At 69.5% G+C, this 15,721-nt stretch carries 9 protein-coding genes; 4 read left to right on the top strand and 5 right to left on the bottom strand.

Annotation, left to right across the window (positions count from 1 at the left end):
- Window positions 1–2: 2 nt before the first annotated feature.
- Together CTJ15_RS25140 and CTJ15_RS13840 are read right to left on the bottom strand one after the other, a co-directional pair.
- The gene (locus CTJ15_RS25140) at window positions 3–1,052 is read right to left on the bottom strand and encodes a bifunctional GNAT family N-acetyltransferase/(deoxy)nucleoside triphosphate pyrophosphohydrolase (RefSeq protein WP_276561195.1); all 1,050 of its coding nucleotides are present in this window, start codon (window positions 1,050–1,052) and stop codon (window positions 3–5) included.
- Window positions 1,049–4,441: an Rne/Rng family ribonuclease gene (locus tag CTJ15_RS13840; protein ID WP_099781632.1), complete on the bottom strand. Its 3,393-nt coding sequence runs from the start codon at window positions 4,439–4,441 to the stop codon at window positions 1,049–1,051. Before CTJ15_RS13840 ends, CTJ15_RS25140 begins: the two co-directional genes overlap by 4 nt.
- 682 nt (window positions 4,442–5,123) lie before the next feature.
- Between CTJ15_RS13840 and CTJ15_RS13835 the strand changes: the two genes are divergently transcribed.
- The 3 genes from CTJ15_RS13835 (at window position 5,124) to CTJ15_RS13825 (ending at window position 7,840) form a co-directional block, all read left to right on the top strand.
- The gene (locus tag CTJ15_RS13835; RefSeq protein ID WP_226946136.1) at window positions 5,124–6,398 is read left to right on the top strand and encodes a multidrug effflux MFS transporter; all 1,275 of its coding nucleotides are present in this window, start codon (window positions 5,124–5,126) and stop codon (window positions 6,396–6,398) included.
- A 34-nt stretch (window positions 6,399–6,432) separates the two neighbouring features.
- The gene (locus CTJ15_RS13830; protein WP_019460337.1) at window positions 6,433–6,672 is read left to right on the top strand and encodes a DUF2171 domain-containing protein; all 240 of its coding nucleotides are present in this window, start codon (window positions 6,433–6,435) and stop codon (window positions 6,670–6,672) included.
- A gap of 286 nt (window positions 6,673–6,958) precedes the next feature.
- A complete protein-coding gene (locus tag CTJ15_RS13825; RefSeq protein ID WP_126281886.1) occupies window positions 6,959–7,840 on the top strand; it encodes a YihY/virulence factor BrkB family protein in 882 nt (293 codons plus the stop codon).
- On the opposite strand, the gene CTJ15_RS13820 is transcribed toward CTJ15_RS13825, so the two are convergent.
- From CTJ15_RS13820 to CTJ15_RS13810, 3 genes are all read right to left on the bottom strand, one after another.
- Window positions 7,819–9,654 carry a carbohydrate-binding domain-containing protein gene (locus tag CTJ15_RS13820; protein ID WP_099781631.1) on the bottom strand — a complete coding sequence of 612 codons (1,836 nt, stop codon included), beginning with the start codon at window positions 9,652–9,654 and terminating at the stop codon, window positions 7,819–7,821. The two genes, CTJ15_RS13825 and CTJ15_RS13820, sit on opposite strands and share 22 nt — an antisense overlap.
- Before the next feature lie 350 nt (window positions 9,655–10,004).
- Window positions 10,005–11,657: a peptide chain release factor 3 gene (locus tag CTJ15_RS13815; RefSeq protein WP_019460340.1), complete on the bottom strand. Its 1,653-nt coding sequence runs from the start codon at window positions 11,655–11,657 to the stop codon at window positions 10,005–10,007.
- 239 nt (window positions 11,658–11,896) lie between these two features.
- Complete coding sequence (locus CTJ15_RS13810; RefSeq protein ID WP_058389403.1) at window positions 11,897–13,138, bottom strand: aminopeptidase; 1,242 nt, start codon at window positions 13,136–13,138, stop codon at window positions 11,897–11,899.
- 630 nt (window positions 13,139–13,768) lie between these two features.
- Here CTJ15_RS13810 and CTJ15_RS13805 point away from each other — a divergent pair.
- Window positions 13,769–15,715: a PrkA family serine protein kinase gene (locus CTJ15_RS13805; RefSeq protein ID WP_099781630.1), complete on the top strand. Its 1,947-nt coding sequence runs from the start codon at window positions 13,769–13,771 to the stop codon at window positions 15,713–15,715.
- Window positions 15,716–15,721 lie beyond the last annotated feature (6 nt).

The raw sequence follows: 15,721 nt of genomic DNA, 5'->3' as shown, positions 1-15,721 counted from the left end.
GATCAGAGGAAGTCGCGGAGGAGGGCGACCAGGGGCTTGTCGGCCGGGGGCATGGGATAGTCGGCGAGTTTCTGCGGCCGCACCCAGGCGAGGGCCTGGCCTTCGCGGGATTCCGGCGTGCCTTCCCAGCGGCGGCAGAGGTAGAGCGGCATCAGCAGGTGGAAGCCGTCATAGGCGTGGCTGGCGAAGGCGAAGGGGGCGAGGCAGGTTTCCGCGACGTCGATGCCCAGCTCCTCCCGCAGCTCGCGGATCAGGGCTGCTTCCGGCGTTTCGCCGGGGTCCACCTTGCCGCCGGGGAATTCCCAGAGGCCGGCCAGGGCCTTGCCCTCCGGCCGCCGGGCCAGCAGCACCCGGCCGTCGGCGTCGATCAGGGCGCAGGCGGAGACCAGCAGCAGGCGCGAGCCACCGGCCGGGACGGGCTGTTCCGCCAGGACCGGGGCGGGGGCGGGATCGGCCGGGGTCGAGAGCTCCGCCCGGCCGGCGCGGAAGAGGCGGACGGGCAGGCGGGCGTTGCGGGCGGAGAATTCCTGCTCCCCGGTGCCCGCCTCGACGAAGCCGATCCGCCGCAGCACGGCGGCGGATCGCTCGTTCTCCACCAGGGCGCTGGCCTGCAGCTTGTCGAGGTCCAGGTTGGCCAGGGCCCAGCGGGCGAGGCGGCCCGCCGCCTCGCTGGCGATGCCGCGCCCCCAGTAGCGCCGGCCGACCCAGTAGCCGAGGGCGGCGCTGCGCGGGGCGGCGGCATCGGGGCGGGTCAGGGCGACGCAGCCGACGAGCTGCTCGCGCCCCTGGGACGCCTCCTCCACGATGGCGAGGTGCCAGGCCTTCCCGGCCGCGATCTGCGACCGGGTGGAGCCGATCCAGTCATCCGCCAATTCGCGCGGGTAGGGGAAGGGGACGCGCGCCAGCATGCGCGCCACCTCCCAGTCGTTCACCAGGCGGTGCAGGTCGGCCGCATCCGTCGGGCGCAGAGGCCGCAGCAGCAGCCTTTCCGTCCGCAGCGGCGGGAAGAGGGAAGCATCCTCCTCCGCCGCCGCGGCCGCGGACTCGCTCAACGCCGCCACCATCCCGCGCGGCGCGCCTGGGACGGCGAGGTCCCGTCCAGGACCACGGGCTTCGCCGGCTCGCCCACGACGGGCTCGGCGGCGCCAGTGGGGGTGCCAATGGGGGTGCCAATGGGGGCGCTGGTGGCGTCCGCCGCCGTTCCGGCGGGTTCGACAGCCTGTGCCGCGGCATCCGGAGCCGCCGGGGCCTCGTTGGCCGGGGGCATCGCTTCCGCGACGGGGGCTTCCGCGACGGGGGCTTCCGCGACGGGGGCTTCCACGACCGCTTCCGACAGGGTGGCGACGACCACGGCTTCCTCGGTGGCCTCCCCGGCCGGCTCGCCGGCCGGCGCGGATGCCTCGGCGGGGGCGGCTTCGGGGGGCTGGGCTGGGGCTTCGGCCTCGCCCGCCACGGGCAGGGGCGCCGTCGCGGCATCCTCGCCGCTCAGCACGGCCGGGATCTCCGGCGGCGGCCCGGCGGTGATCGACACGGCCAGCGGCGGCAGCTCGCCGGCGGTCAGGCGGCGGGCGGCGGCCTCGGCGGCAGCCTCGGCGGCGGCCAGGGCATCCATCACCGGATCATAGGCGCCGCCGAAGGGATCGGCCGGGGTCGGCCCGGTGTAGCGGCTGGCGGCACGCTCGCCACGGCGCGGCGGGGCGGCCTCGGAGGATTCTTCCGTCTGCTCGCTGCCTTCCTCCTGGCGGCGGCGACCGCCGCGGCGGCCACGGCGGCGGCCACGGCTTTCCTCGCCGCGCTCGTCCGCCAGGGCCTCCGGGGACTTCCCGCCGGGCTTCTCCTCGTCCGGAGCGGTTTCCGCCTCGGCGGGGAGGGCCGGGGCCCCATGGGGGGACTGGTCGGAGGGCTGATCGGGCGGGCCGGCCTCGTCCGACGGGACCGGCTGCTCCTGGTCGGCGTCGCCTTCGCCCGCAGCCTCCGCCTCCGGGCGCTCGCCACCCTCGCGGCGGCCGCCACGGCGGCGGCGGCGGCGGCGGCGGCCGTTCTCGCCCTTCTCGTCCGCATTGCCCTCGGGCCGGTGCTCGGCCTTGTCGTCGCCCGCCGGGGCGGCCTCGGCCTCCGGCTCGTCCTCGACCTCCTCCGGCTCCTCGGCCACCGTCTCGGGCAGGTAGTCCATGCGCAGGGCGGGGGCACGGCTCGCCACCTGCGGTGCCGGCATGGTCTGGGCCTTCAGGCGCTCGATGCGGAACTGCGCCTCGGACATCTCATGCTCGCCCGACAGCAGGACGTGCATGTTGAAGCGCGCCTCGATGTTGGCGAGCCATTCGCGCTTGTTGTTCAGGATGTGCATGGCCACCGGCTCGGCGGCCTGGACCATGATCTCCGAGGCGCGGCGCTTGGCGCCTTCCTCCTCGATCGCGCGCAGGACGTGCAGCGCGCTGCTTTCCAGCGAGCGCACGATGCCCCGGCCCTGGCAGTGCGGGCAGGTCATGAAGGCGTGCTCGGTCAGGCTGGGGCGCAGCCGCTGGCGGCTCATCTCCAGCAGGCCGAAATGGCTGATGCGGCCGACCTGGATGCGGGCGCGGTCGGTGCGCAGCGATTCCTTCAGGCGGCGCTCGACCTGGGCGTCGTGCTTGCTCGACTCCATGTCGATGAAGTCGATGACGATGAGGCCGGCGAGGTCGCGCAGGCGGAGCTGCCGCGCGATCTCCTCCGACGCCTCCATGTTGGTGCGAAGGGCCGTGTCCTCGATGTGCCGGTCGCGGGTGTTGCGGCCGGAGTTCACGTCGATGGCGACCAGCGCCTCGGTCTGGTTGATGACGATGTAGCCGCCGGAGCGGAGCTGCACGACCGGCGACATCATCGCGTCGAGCTGCTGTTCCACCCCCGCCTTGACGAAGAGCGGCACCACCGGGTCGCGGTACAGGCGCACGCGCCGCTCGTGCTGCGGCATGATCATGCGCATGAAGTCGCGGGCCTGCTTCCAGGCGGCCTCGCCCTCGACCTCCACGTCGTCGATGTCGCGGCCGTAGCTGTCGCGCAGCGACCGCTTGATGAGGTCCGCTTCCTCGTAGATCAGGGCCGGGGCGGTGGAGCCCATGGTCCGCTCGCGGATGTCGTCCCAGAGGCGGAGCAGGTACTCGCCGTCGCGCCGGATCTCGGGCTTCGGCCGCTGGGCGCCGGCGGTGCGGACGATGATGCTCATGCCCTTGGGCAGGCTCATCTCCTCCACCGCCTCGCGCAGGCGCTTGCGGTCGGCGACCTGGGTGATCTTGCGCGAGACGCCGCCGCCGCGCGGCGAGTTCGGCATCAGGACCGAGAAGCGGCCGGCCAGCGAGATGTAGGTGGTGAGCGCCGCGCCCTTGTTGCCGCGCTCCTCCTTCACGACCTGCACCAGCATGATCTGCCGGCGGCGGATCACCTCCTGGATCTTGTAGTGCCGCAGGAAGCGGGGCGGGATGCGGCGCTCGCGGCTGCGGTCCTCCTCGCCACTGCCCTCGGCATCGCCGCCCAGGGTCTCGGGCGGGACTTCGGGCGTGTCGTCGAGGACCAGGGCATCGCCGGCCTCGCGCACCGGATCGCCCTCGGAGACCTGGTCCACATGCATGGACATGGGCTGGGCGCGACCGGGGCGGGGGGTGCCGCCGTTGCCTTCCTGGACGCTGCCTTCCTGGACGTTGCCTTCCTGGGCCTCGCCGGGCGTGCCGGTCCCGGAGGCCGCGTCCGGGGCCCGTGCCGGCTCATGGGTCGCGGATTCCGGGGCGGCGTCCGTCGGGGCCGCCTCGCTGCGGGCGATGGGGAGGGGCGCGGTTTCCTCGCCCGCCTCGCGCGGTGCCTGAAGGGAAGGGCCAGGGGGAAGCTCGGGGATGGCTTCGCCGAAGACCTGGTGCGGGCCGGGGTTCGCGGCCTCGCCGCCCGGCGCCGGGGCGGCGGTCCCGGATGCCATGGCCTCCGGCGCGGCGGGGGCGTCCCCGGCGGGCGGGGCGGTGTCCACCGGCGGCTCTTCCGGGGCGGCGTGGCTGACGGAACGCGAGCGGCCGGAGCGGGAGCCACGGGGCTCACGCGCCTCGCGGCGGCGCAGGTCACGGTCGTCCTCGGGGGCGGGGCGCTCGGCGGCGGTGTCGAGCTCCGCCTCGTCCTCCTCCTCCTCCTCGGCCTCCTGCGCCTGCATCTCCAGCAGGCGCTGCCGGTCGGCGACGGGGATCTGGTAGTAGTCGGGGTGGATTTCGCTGAAGGCCAGGAAGCCGTGGCGGTTGCCGCCATACTCGACGAAGGCCGCCTGGAGGCTCGGCTCCACGCGGACCACCTTCGCCAGGTAGATGTTGCCCTTGAGGGGGAGGCGGTCAGCCGCCTCGACGTCGAAGTCCTCGATCCGGTTGCCATCCATCACCACCAGCCGGGTCTCTTCCGGGTGGGAGGCGTCGATCAGCATGCGCTTGGTCATGGAAGCGTGTGCTCCGCGACAGCCGCCTGCCTCTCGGGGCGGCGGCGTCGGCTCGGTTGTGGGATGCGGAGCGGAAGCCGGCGCAGGGCGTCGTGGCGATTCGCGATAGGCGCGTCGTCGCGGCCATGCCGGTCCCGTCCTCACTCTCGCAGGGCGCGGCCCGGGAAAGGGCCGGCCCGATGGTTGGGCGCACCGCGCGCAGGCCCCGCGCGCATCGCGGAATCGCGGCGCAAGCGGGCCGGCGGCAGGCGCGCGGAGGGCTGGCAGGTTCCAGGGTTGCCTGGCAAAGAGCGCCCATGCGCGCCGCGGGACGCACCGGCCGGGGAACCGGGACCCGCACCTTCCCGGAGGAACGGCCGCCTGTCATGGCGGGCGCGATCGGCCAGCCACCGGCGCCAGTCCGGGCGCACGGGTCGTCGCGTCAGGGCCGGTCCATCATCCAGGCCAGCCGAGGCGCATCGTCCCCCCACCGGCGACTTGCCGCCGGGGCAAGCCACCATAGGCAGGGGCGGAGTCCTCCACAAGGCTGCTTTTTCCGGGACATTGGCGCCGTCCTGCCGCATCCGACGCGCCGGGGCCGGGCAGGGGGTGGCGCCGGATGCGGCAGGACGCGGACGCGGGCACGGGAAAGGGCGGCCCGGCCGGGGTGACAGGGGCGGGTGGCGGGGACATGCTCCGGGGCATGGCATCCTTGACGAAGGGGACGGAGAACCGCCCCGCGTCGCCCTCCGCCGTGCCGCTGGAGCCGGGCGAGGCGATCCCGAGACCGCATCCCCCGCTCTGGCTGCTGGCCCTGGTGACGTTTTCCGGCACGCTGGCCATGCATATCTTCGTGCCGGCCCTGCCGAGCGCGGCCCGCAGCCTCGGGGTCGGCGCCGGGGCCATGCAGGGGGCGATCACCTTCTACCTGATCGGCCTGGCCTGCGGGCAGCTCTTCTACGGCCCCCTCGCCGACCGGTTCGGGCGGCGGCCGGTGCTGATCTCGGGGCTGATGCTCTATACCTTCGCGGGCTTCGTGGCGCTCTTCGCCCCGGGAATCGGCAGCCTGTCGGTGGCGCGCTTCTTCCAGGCGCTGGGCGGCTGCGCCGGGCTCGCCCTGGGGCGGGCCATGGTGCGGGACTCGGCGGAGCCGCAGGCCGCCGCGTCGCGGCTGGCGCTGCTGAACCTGATGGTCTCGGCCGGGCCGGGCCTGGCGCCCGCCCTGGGCGGGGCGCTGGTGGCGCTGTTCGACTGGCGGGCGATCTTCGGGCTGCTGGCCGCCGTCGGGCTGGGGCTGCTGCTGCTGTGCTGGCGGCGCCTGCCGGAGACGGGGCAGATGCGGACCGGCATCCGCGCGGGCCATGTGATGCGGGACTACCTGCGGCTGCTGCGCTCGCCAGCCTTCCTGGGCTTCACCCTGGGCGGGGCCTGCACCACCACCAGCATGTACGGCTTCATCTCGGCCTCGCCCTTCATCTTCGTCAACGAGCTGCACCGGCCGGTGCAGGAGGTGGGGCTCTATCTCGCCGTCATGGTGCTGGGCCTTTCCGCCGGCAGCCTGGTCGCCAGCCGGCTGGTGCGGCGCTCTGGGATCGACCGGGTGATGATCGGCGCCAGCCTGGCGGGGCTGCTCGGCGCCTGCCTTTTCCTGGGCGTGGTGCTGTCGGGGCATATGAGTGTCGCGCTGATCATGCCGCCGCTGGTGCTCTTCACCTTCGGCAGCGGCATGGCGAGCCCCATGGCGTTGACCCGGGCGATCAGCGTGAACCCGGCCGTGATCGGCTCGGCGGCCGGGCTCTATGGCTGCGCGCAGATGGGCTGGGGCGCCCTGTGCTCCGCGCTGGTTGCCATCGGCGGCGATCCGGCGGTGGGCGCGGGGCTGGTGCTGGTGGGAGGCTGCGCCATCGGCCAGATGGGGTTCTGGATCGCCGGCCGGTCGCGACGGGCCACCGCATCCCGGGACGCGGATGCGCGTTAAGCCGGTGCCTTTGTCAGCAAGAGGAGCACAGGCCATGGCGGATGCGAGCGCGATCAAGGAGCACATGGAGATCATCGGTGCGGATGGCGGCCATATCGGCACGGTCGATCACGTCATCGGCGACCGCATCAAGCTGACCAAGTCCGACCGTGGCGCGGCCGGCAAGCACCACTATCTGCCGCTCGGCCTGATCGAGGACGTGGACGGCGGCAAGGCCCGCGCCTCCTTCAAGGCGGAGCTGGCGGAGGATTTCTGGGAAGCCGAGGACGCCTGAGTAGCCTGCCCCGTCGCCCTGGGAACCGGCGCCGGGGCCGCTGCCGGATGCGGCCCCAGGACCGGCGACACGACGTGGCTGGCCGGCTGGGGCCAGCCGGTTCCCGCGCTGCGCCCTGCCGTTGACCATGGCGGAACTGCCACAGGCCCCGACGCTGATGTGACTTTCATGCCATGGGCTTTGCCGCCAAGAGTGGCGGCTCCTGACAGTTCAAGGAACCGGCGGATTGCGGCGTGTATGGCGAGTGGTGAAGGAGAGCGTCCTCCTCTTCTTTGAGGATGACGCGATGACGCGGGGCGCCGCCATCGCCTACTACGCGATCTTCTCGGTGGCGCCGATCCTGGTGATCGCGGTGGCGATCGCGGGCTATGTCTTCGGTGCCGAGGCGGCGCAGAAGGCTGTCGAGACTCAGCTGAACGAGATCGTGGGGCCACAGGCGACGGAGTTCGTGCTGTCCCTGCTGCGCAGCGCCAGCCATTTCGGTTCCGGCCTGACCGCCACGCTGATCAGCCTCGTCGGCATCCTGGTCACCGCCAGCGGGCTGTTCAGCGCCGTCGAGGCTTCCCTGAACGCCATCCTGGACGTGCCGCCGCCCCGTTCCACGGTCTGGGCACTGATCCGCACGCGTCTGCTCGGCGTCGGGCTGGTGATCAGCGTGGGCTTCCTGCTGATCGTGTTGCTTCTGGCCAATACCGTGATGGCGGCGCTGCAGGTCTATCTGAACCTGCTGCCCTGGACGCAGGTCGTGCTGCAGCTGCTGAACACCGGCGTGTCCTTTCTGCTGCTGAGCTTGGCCATCGGGGTGCTTTACCGGGTCCTGCCGAACCGCTGGCTGAGTTGGCGCGAGGTGATGGTCGGGGCGGTGGTGACCGCCGTGCTGCTGTTGTTCGGCCGCTTCGGGATCAGCCTGTATCTGAGCCAGGCGAGCATCGCCTCCACCTATGGTGCGGCGGGGACGCTCTTCGTGATGCTGCTCTGGATCTATTATTCCACGCTGATCTTCCTGTTCGGCGCGGAATGCGTGAAGTGCTATGCCCGCCATTACGGCGGCGGCCGGATCCGGCGGAAGGAGAAGGGCGACGATGCTTCGCTCACCGCCCATCCCGCGGAGGGGGCCGGGATGATCCCGGCCCGCCCCATTCCGCCTCAGGCGAAGGCGAGGTCGTAGCTGACCGAGTGATTCCAGGTGAGGCTGGCGGCCGCCTCGGCGTGGAAGGTGCCGTTCACGTCGATGCCCTGGAGGTACAGGTTGCGGTCGGCGCTGGCGCTGCCTTCGTTGAAGTCGTTGATGAAGGCCACCTCGACCTTGTGGGTGCCGGTGGTGAAGTCGCCGTGGAGGGTGATGTCCTGGGTCTTCCCGGCGGCATGCGAGGCGGTCACGGTATAGGCCGAGTCGCCCAGCTGCTTTCCGTCCACCTTCACCACCATCTGGGCATCGCCCTTGTAGGCATCCTCCGACACCCGCAGCGTGATGCTGTCGGTGCTGCTGGCGTTGGGCGTGCTGACGTTGCTGGTGGTGGTGCCGGCCGTCGAGCTGGAGGTGCTGCTGCCCGACGAGGCGCTGCTGGAGGCTTTGAAGTTGAGGTTGAAGTCGGCCGTGTAGTTATAGGTCATGTTGGCCTTGGCGCTGGAATACAGCGTGCCGTCCACCGTGATCCCCTCCACGTAGAGGTTCCGGTCGCCGGCGGAGCCGCCGTTGAGGTCGTTCAGGTAGGTGACCGAGACCTTGTGCGTGCCGCTGCCGAAATCGCCGCTGACGGTGATGTCCTGCGTCTTCCCGGCGGCGTGCGAGGCCGTGGCGGTCAGCACGTCGCTCACCACCTTGTCGTCCACGCGGACGACGAACTGCGCATCGCCCTGGTAGGCGTCCTCGGAGACATGCAGGACGATCTTGTTCGTCCCGGTGGTGGCGGTGTCCGTGGCCACCGTGGCGGTCGCGGCGGTGCCGACCTCGACCACCAGCGGGTGGTCGGACAGCGCGACCTGGACGCTCTTGGTGTTGGAGAAGCTGGCGATCGCCGTGCTGCCCAGGAGCGGGTCGTAGATCGTGCCGGACTGGGCGTTGTCGAAGTTGATGGTGACCGTCTGGCTGGCGATGGAATAGGCGCTGTGGGTGGTCGTGTTCCAGATGGTCGGCTCGTTCCACAGCACCAGGTCATAGTTGCCCGAGCTCTTCTGCAGCAGCATGTCCTGGCCCTCGGTCGGCATGCCCTGGAGGGTGTAGCCGAGATTGGTCAGTGAGACGCCCTTCGTGCCCGCCGCCGGGTCGGACAGGATGCTGTTCAGGTTGTGCAGGGCCGTGGCGGCCTGCTTGGGCGTGCCGTCGGCGTTGAACAGGCCGAAGCCGGTCTGCAGGTTGGTGGAGGAATAGGTGCCGGAGTTCACCAGCTCGTAGATGTAGGTGCGGTCGACCCCGTCCTTGTACTGGTCCAGCAGCATGTTGAGGGTCAGGACCGCCTGGGTCCGCTCGTTCACGCCGTAGCCGTCGCTGGAATAGGTGGCGGTGGACCAGCCGCCCTCAGTGGCGACGGTGTCCTTGCCGGGGGAAATGGTCTGCGCCTCGGCGATCCGTTCCGGCACCTGGTCGGCCACGCTCCGGGTGAAGCCCCAGCCGAAATAGTAGCTGTGGATGTTGGAGTAGTCGGCGGAGGAGGAGAGGTTGCCGAGCTGGCTGTAGGAATTGCCGTCGCCCAGGCTGGTCTGGATGACCGGCGTGCCGCTCAGGGCGCTGTTGCCGTGCACCGCCGAGTAGAGGGCCGACTGGAAGGCCCGGGTCGCGGCGAAGCCGGTCAGACCGTTATAGCTGATAGGGAAGTAGTCCGTCTCGTTAGGACCTTCGACGTAGTCGATCGCGTTGTAAAGGCTTTCCAGCTTCGCGATGGCCGAGATCTGGCTGCTGAGGCTGGCACCGTTGTTGCCACTGGTCAGCAGAGAGAAGGTAATATCGTTGTTGGCAAGGACCTCGAAAAGCTCGGTGGACAAAGAACCGGTAAGACCATCACGGACATGCGTGACGCCGATATAGTCGAGATTGGAAATAACCTTGCTGATATTCCCGTACCCACCACTGGTGTCATTGATATGGGTATTGACACCGATCGAATCGAGAAAGCTTTCCGTTGAACCGATGGGACGAGTGCTCACAGATCAACTCCTCGACAATGATGCTGATCGGGTGGCACAGCCGGGGAATGTGAACAAGAACTTCATCACAACTCTGCTACTGATCGCAACATTCTGCGGTCGCGAAAAGCCGTATATGGGATATAATTCCTAATAATTAACAAACGTGAAGCGCGAGTAAATTAGTATTTACTCGCGTCCCAGGCGATTCACCCTGCCTTCGTCATGAGGCTGTGCTGCTCGCGGACCTCCAGGAAGCGCAGTTCCGGGAAGTCCTCCGCCGCCCTGTTGCGGCGCCAGTCGCTGCTGAAGAAGGCCACCAGCGCGCCGTCGTGGTCCTCGGCCACGTCATGGGGGATGGCGCGGCGGAAGCGTTCCAGCGCCGCCGCGTCCTCCGAGGCGACCCAGCGCATCAGGCTCCAGGGCGTGTTCTCGTAGCGGCTGGGGACGCCGTACTCGGCCTTCAGGCGCTCGGCCAGCACGTCGAGCTGGAGGGCGCCGACCACGCCCACCACCGGCGGCGTTCCGTCCAGCGGGCGGAAGAGCTGCACCACGCCTTCCTCTGCCAGCTGTTCCAGCGCGGTGCGGAGCTTCTTGCCCACCATGGCATCCTCGATCATCACCCGGCGCAGGATCTCGGGGGCGAAGCTCGGCACGCCGGAGAAGTTCAGCGCCTCCTTCTCGGTCAGCGTGTCGCCGATTCGAAGGATGCCGTGGTTGGCGATGCCGACCACGTCGCCGGGCCAGGCCTCCTCGGCCACCTGGCGGTCCTGGGCGAAGAAGAAGAGAGGGGCGTTGACGGGGACCTGCTTGCCCGTGCGGGTCTGGCGCAGGCGCATGCCCTTCTGCAGCCGGCCGGAGCAGATGCGCAGGAAGGCGACGCGGTCCCGGTGGTTGGGGTCCATGTTCGCCTGGATCTTGAAGACGAAGCCGGTCAGCTCGGGCTCGGAGGCCGTGACGGTGCGGCTGTCGGCGGCGCGGTCGCGGGGCGGGGGGGCGAAGCGGGCCAGGCCCTCCAGCAGGTGGCCGATACCGAAGTCGCGCAGGGCAGAGCCGAAATAGACCGGCGTCATCGTACCCTCCAGGAAGCGCGCCGGGTCGAAATCCGGATAGGCGCCGGCCAGCTCGGCGCCGTCGCGGAGCTCCCGGGCCAGGTCGGGCTTGACCAGCGTGTCCAGCTTCGGGTCGCCGAGGCCGGAAAGCCTCACCGGGCCGGAGCCCTCCGCCATCAGGTGCAGGGCGGGGTCGAGCAGGTCGTAGGTGCCGACAAAGGAGCGGCCGGCGCCCACCGGCCAGGCGACCGGGGCGACGTCGAGGGCCAGCGTCTTCTCGATCTCGTCCAGCAGCTCGAAGATGTCCTTCGACTCCCGGTCCATCTTGTTGATGAAGGTGATGATCGGGATGTCGCGCAGGCGGCAGACCTCGAAGAGCTTGCGGGTCTGGGCCTCGATGCCCTTGGCGGCGTCGATCACCATCACCGCGGCGTCCACGGCGGTGAGGGTGCGGTAGGTGTCCTCGGAGAAGTCCTCGTGGCCCGGCGTGTCGAGCAGGTTGAACACCACCCCGTCGCGCTCGAAGGTCATGACCGAGGTGGCCACCGAGATGCCGCGGTCCTGCTCGATCTTCATCCAGTCCGAGCGGGTGCGGCGGCGGTCGCCCTTGGCACGGACCTGGCCGGCGAGCTGGATGGCGCCGCCGCGCAGCAGCAGCTTCTCCGTCAGGGTGGTCTTGCCGGCGTCGGGGTGGGCGATGATGGCGAAGGCGCGGCGCCGCGCGGCCTCGCGCGCCACGGCGGTTTCGGCGGCCCCGGTGGCGGCATGGGTTTCCGGACCAGACGGCCGGGAAAGGACGGGCTGGTCCATCGGCAGCTTTCCTGTCAGTGCGTTATGCGGTTCGGCGGGGTTTCTAGACCGCCCGAGGGCAAGATGGGGAGAGCCGGGGCCGCGTGCCAGCGCGGCGCTGACGGTAGGCCGGCGATGCCCCGGCCCGGCGCCGTGGCCCCCAGGAGGTGACCTCCAGGAGGTGACCCCCAGGAGGTGCCCCCCGGGGACGGGCGGGGCCGGTCCCGCCTCAGCCCTTCCCGGTCAGGAGGCCCACCCGGTCAGGCCCACTCGCCCTGGCGCATCACCGGCTCGGCCTCGCCGGAGGCGGTGATGCCGTCCACGTCCACCTCGCCGGAGCCGATCATCCAGTCGATATGGATCAGGCTCTTGTTGCCGCCCTGGGCCTGGAAGGCCTCGTCGGTCAGGCCGGCGCTGTTCTCGAAGCAGGTCTTGTAGGCCTGGCCGAGAGCGATGTGGCAGGCGGCGTTCTCGTCGAAGAGGGTGTTGAAGAAAAGCAGCCCGCTGGCGGAGATGGGGGAAGAGTGCGGCACCAGCGCGACCTCGCCCAGGCGGCGGGCGCCTTCGTCGGTGTCGAGCACCTTCCGCAGCACCTCCAGCCCGGTGCTGGCCTGGGCCTCCACGATCCGGCCGCCCTCGAAGCGCACGGCGATGTCGCGGATCAGCGTGCCGCCATAGGAGAGCGGCTTGGTGGAGCGGACATGTCCTTCCACCCGCGCCGCGTGGGGGGTGGTGAAGACCTCCTCGGAGGGGATGTTCGGGTTGCAGGTGATGCCGTTCTTGGCGACCTCGGCCCCGCCCAGCCAGGCATGGCCGTCCGCCAGGCCGACGGTCAGGTCGGTGCCAGGGCCGCGGAAGCGGAGCGCGCTGTAGCGCTTGCCGTTCAGCAGGCGGGTGCGGGCGTGGAGGCTGGCGTTGTGGGCGGCCCAGGCGGCGACCGGGTCGGCGGCATCGACGCGGGAGGCGGCGAAGATCGCGTCCCAGAGCCTCGCCACCCCGGCCTCGGGCGCCTCCTCCGGGAACATGGCCCGTGCCCAGGAGGGGGTGGCGTAGGAGGCGATGGTCCAGTTGATGTCGAAGTTCACGATCCGCTCCAGCGCCGGCAGATAGGCCTTCGAGCGGGCGCGGTTGGCGCGGGAGACCTTTTCCGGGTCCTGGGCGGAAAGCAGGTTCGGGTCCTCACCGGTGATGGCAAGGCGGGCGGCATTGCCGGCGAAGGCCCGGCCCATGCCCTCGAAGAGCCAGCCGGGCGCGGTGTCGAAGGCGCTGTCGGGAGCGTGGCGGAAGCGGGCGAGGGTCATTTCCTCGTCGCTCAGCAGCGTGGTGACGAGCGAGGCGCCTGCCTTGTAGGCATGTTCGGTGATGCGCCGCACCAGCGGCAGGGCATCAAGCGGCGCGGTCATCACCAGCTCCTGCCCTTCCCGCAGGCCGAGGCCCACGCGGACGGCGACCTCGGCGAGCCGGTCGATGCGCTGTTCGAGCGGAAGGGACGTCTGGGTCATCGGGAGCCTCCGGATCAGAATGCGGCCCCGATCAAGAGGCCCGATCGCGCCGTCCATCAAGAGCCCCCCCGGGGATGCGCGAGGGCGCGGAGGAGGGCGTGGGGATCTGTCCGGACGCGCCCGGGACCCTTCCGCCGGCCGGCGCGGCGCGGCGGCAAGCGATTTGCATGGGTGGCCGTCGGGGTGGGGAGGACGGTCCGAATGTCACCGGGTTTTCGCTGGGGTATCCAAAAAAAGAAGCGAATCCGGCACCGGCATGCCATGCTGTCGCGGCAATGCAGCAGGATGGGAAAACCACAGTGCAACTCTCTTCCCACAATCGATGAGGAATGGAGTTGAAGCTATTGGCACCGCTGCCCTACGCTTCCATATCCAAGCAAGGTGAAGCCCGCGGGATTGTAACGTCCTGCCACGGGCCGGGGCAACCGAAGTTGATCCCGTGTGTCCGCCCTGGTCCAGAGGGCGCGTTTCTTTGAAACCGTTGTGTATCGCTCTCTTGCCGTTGCCCGAGCCGTGCCCAGAATTTTCCTATGGCATCGGCGCGCGGCGCGGAATTCAGACCGCTGTTTCGTTTCGCAAGGACTGACCAGAGCACCGCCCGTCGCCAACATCTCTTTTCCGGAGGGTTCCATGGCTCCGCTCGATGACATCTTCTCCCTGCACTCCTCGCTGCGCGAGCAGCGCCGCGAGGCCGAGATGAGCCTGTCCGAATACCTCGAAGCCTGCCGCGACGACCCGCTCTGCTATGCCTCCCCGGCGGAGCGCATGCTGAAGGCGATCGGCGAGCCCGAGACGATCGACACGGCCAAGGATGCACGGCTCGGCCGCATCTTCCTGAACCGCACCATCCGGGTCTATCCGGCCTTCGCCGAGTTCTACGGCATGGAGGAGACGATCGAGCGCATCGTCGCCTTCTTCCGCCATGCCGCGCAGGGGCTGGAGGAGCGCAAGCAGATCCTCTACCTGCTGGGCCCGGTCGGCGGCGGCAAGTCCTCGCTGGGCGAGCGGCTGAAGGCGCTGATGGAGCAGGAGCCCATCTACGTGCTCAAGGCCGGACGCGACCTCAGCCCGGTCTTCGAGAGCCCGCTCGGCCTGTTCGAGCCGGAGCGGATGGCACCGGTGCTGGAGAAGCAGTTCAACATCCCGCGCCGCTACCTCAACGGCCTGGCCAGTCCCTGGGCGCTGAAGCGGCTGGAGGAGTTCGGCGGCGACCTGCAGAAGTTCCGGGTGGTGAAGCTGCATCCCTCGCGCCTGAAGCAGATCGCCGTCGCCAAGACCGAACCGGGCGACGACAACAACCAGGACATCTCCGCCCTGGTCGGCAAGGTCGATATCCGCAAGCTGGAAATGTTCTCGCAGAACGACCCGGACGCCTATGGCTTCTCGGGCGGGCTGAACCGCGCCAACCAGGGGCTCCTCGAATTCGTCGAGATGTTCAAGGCTCCGATCAAGATGCTGCACCCGCTGCTGACGGCGACGCAGGAGAGCAACTACCTCGGCACGGAGAATATCGGCGCCATCCCCTTCAACGGGATCATCCTGGCCCATTCCAACGAGGCGGAGTGGCAGAGCTTCCGCAACAACCGAACGAACGAGGCCTTCCTCGACCGCGTGAACGTGGTGAAGGTGCCCTACTGCCTGCGGGTCACCGAGGAGACGAAGATCTACGAGAAGCTGATCTCCTCCTCCGCCCTGGCCGAGGCGCCCTGCGCCCCGCACACGCTGGAGATGCTGGCCCGCTTCGCCGTGCTGTCGCGGCTGAAGCCGCATGCCAATTCGCGGCCCTTCACCAAGATGCGGGTCTATGACGGGGAAAACCTCCGCGAGACCGACCCCAAGGTAAAGACCATGCAGGAGTACAAGGACTCCGCCGGGGTGGACGAGGGGATGGAGGGCATCTCCACCCGCTTCGCCTACAAGGTGCTCTCGGCCACCTTCAACCACGACCCGACCGAGGTCGCGGCCGACCCGGTGCACCTGATGTACGTGCTGGAGAACACCGTGAGGCGGGAGCAGTTCCCCGCCGAGGTCGAGCAGAACTACCTGACCAGCATCAAGTCGGAGCTCGCCTCCCGCTATGCCGAGTTCATCGGCAACGAGATCCAGAAGGCCTACCTGGAGAGCTACCACGACTATGGCCAGAACCTGTTCGACCGCTACCTCGACTATGCGGATGCCTGGATCGAGGACCAGGACTTCAAGGATCCCGATACCGGGCAGATGCTGAACCGCGAGCTGCTGAACGGGGAGCTGACCAAGATCGAGAAGCCGGCGGGCATCGCGAACCCGAAGGATTTCCGCAACGAGGTGGTCAAGTTCGCGTTGAGGACTCGGGCCAACAATGGCGGGCGCAACCCGTCCTGGACCTCCTACGAGAAAATCCGCGACGTGATCGAGAAGCGGATGTTCAGCCAGGTCGAGGACCTGCTCCCCGTCATCAGCTTCGGCTCGAAGAAGGATGGCGATACGGAGAAGAAGCACAACGACTTCGTCGAGCGCATGGTCTCGCGCGGCTATACCGAGCGGCAGGTCCGCCGGCTGGTCGAGTGGTACATGCGCGTGAAGCAGTCGGCCTGAAGGTTC

It is taken from the genome of Roseomonas sp. FDAARGOS_362, from assembly GCF_002754815.1.
GTDB classification, from domain to species: Bacteria; Pseudomonadota; Alphaproteobacteria; order Acetobacterales; family Acetobacteraceae; genus Roseomonas; species Roseomonas mucosa.
The sequence above is the reverse complement of the archived record's forward strand: the minus strand, read 5'-3'. Positions and strand labels throughout refer to the sequence as shown.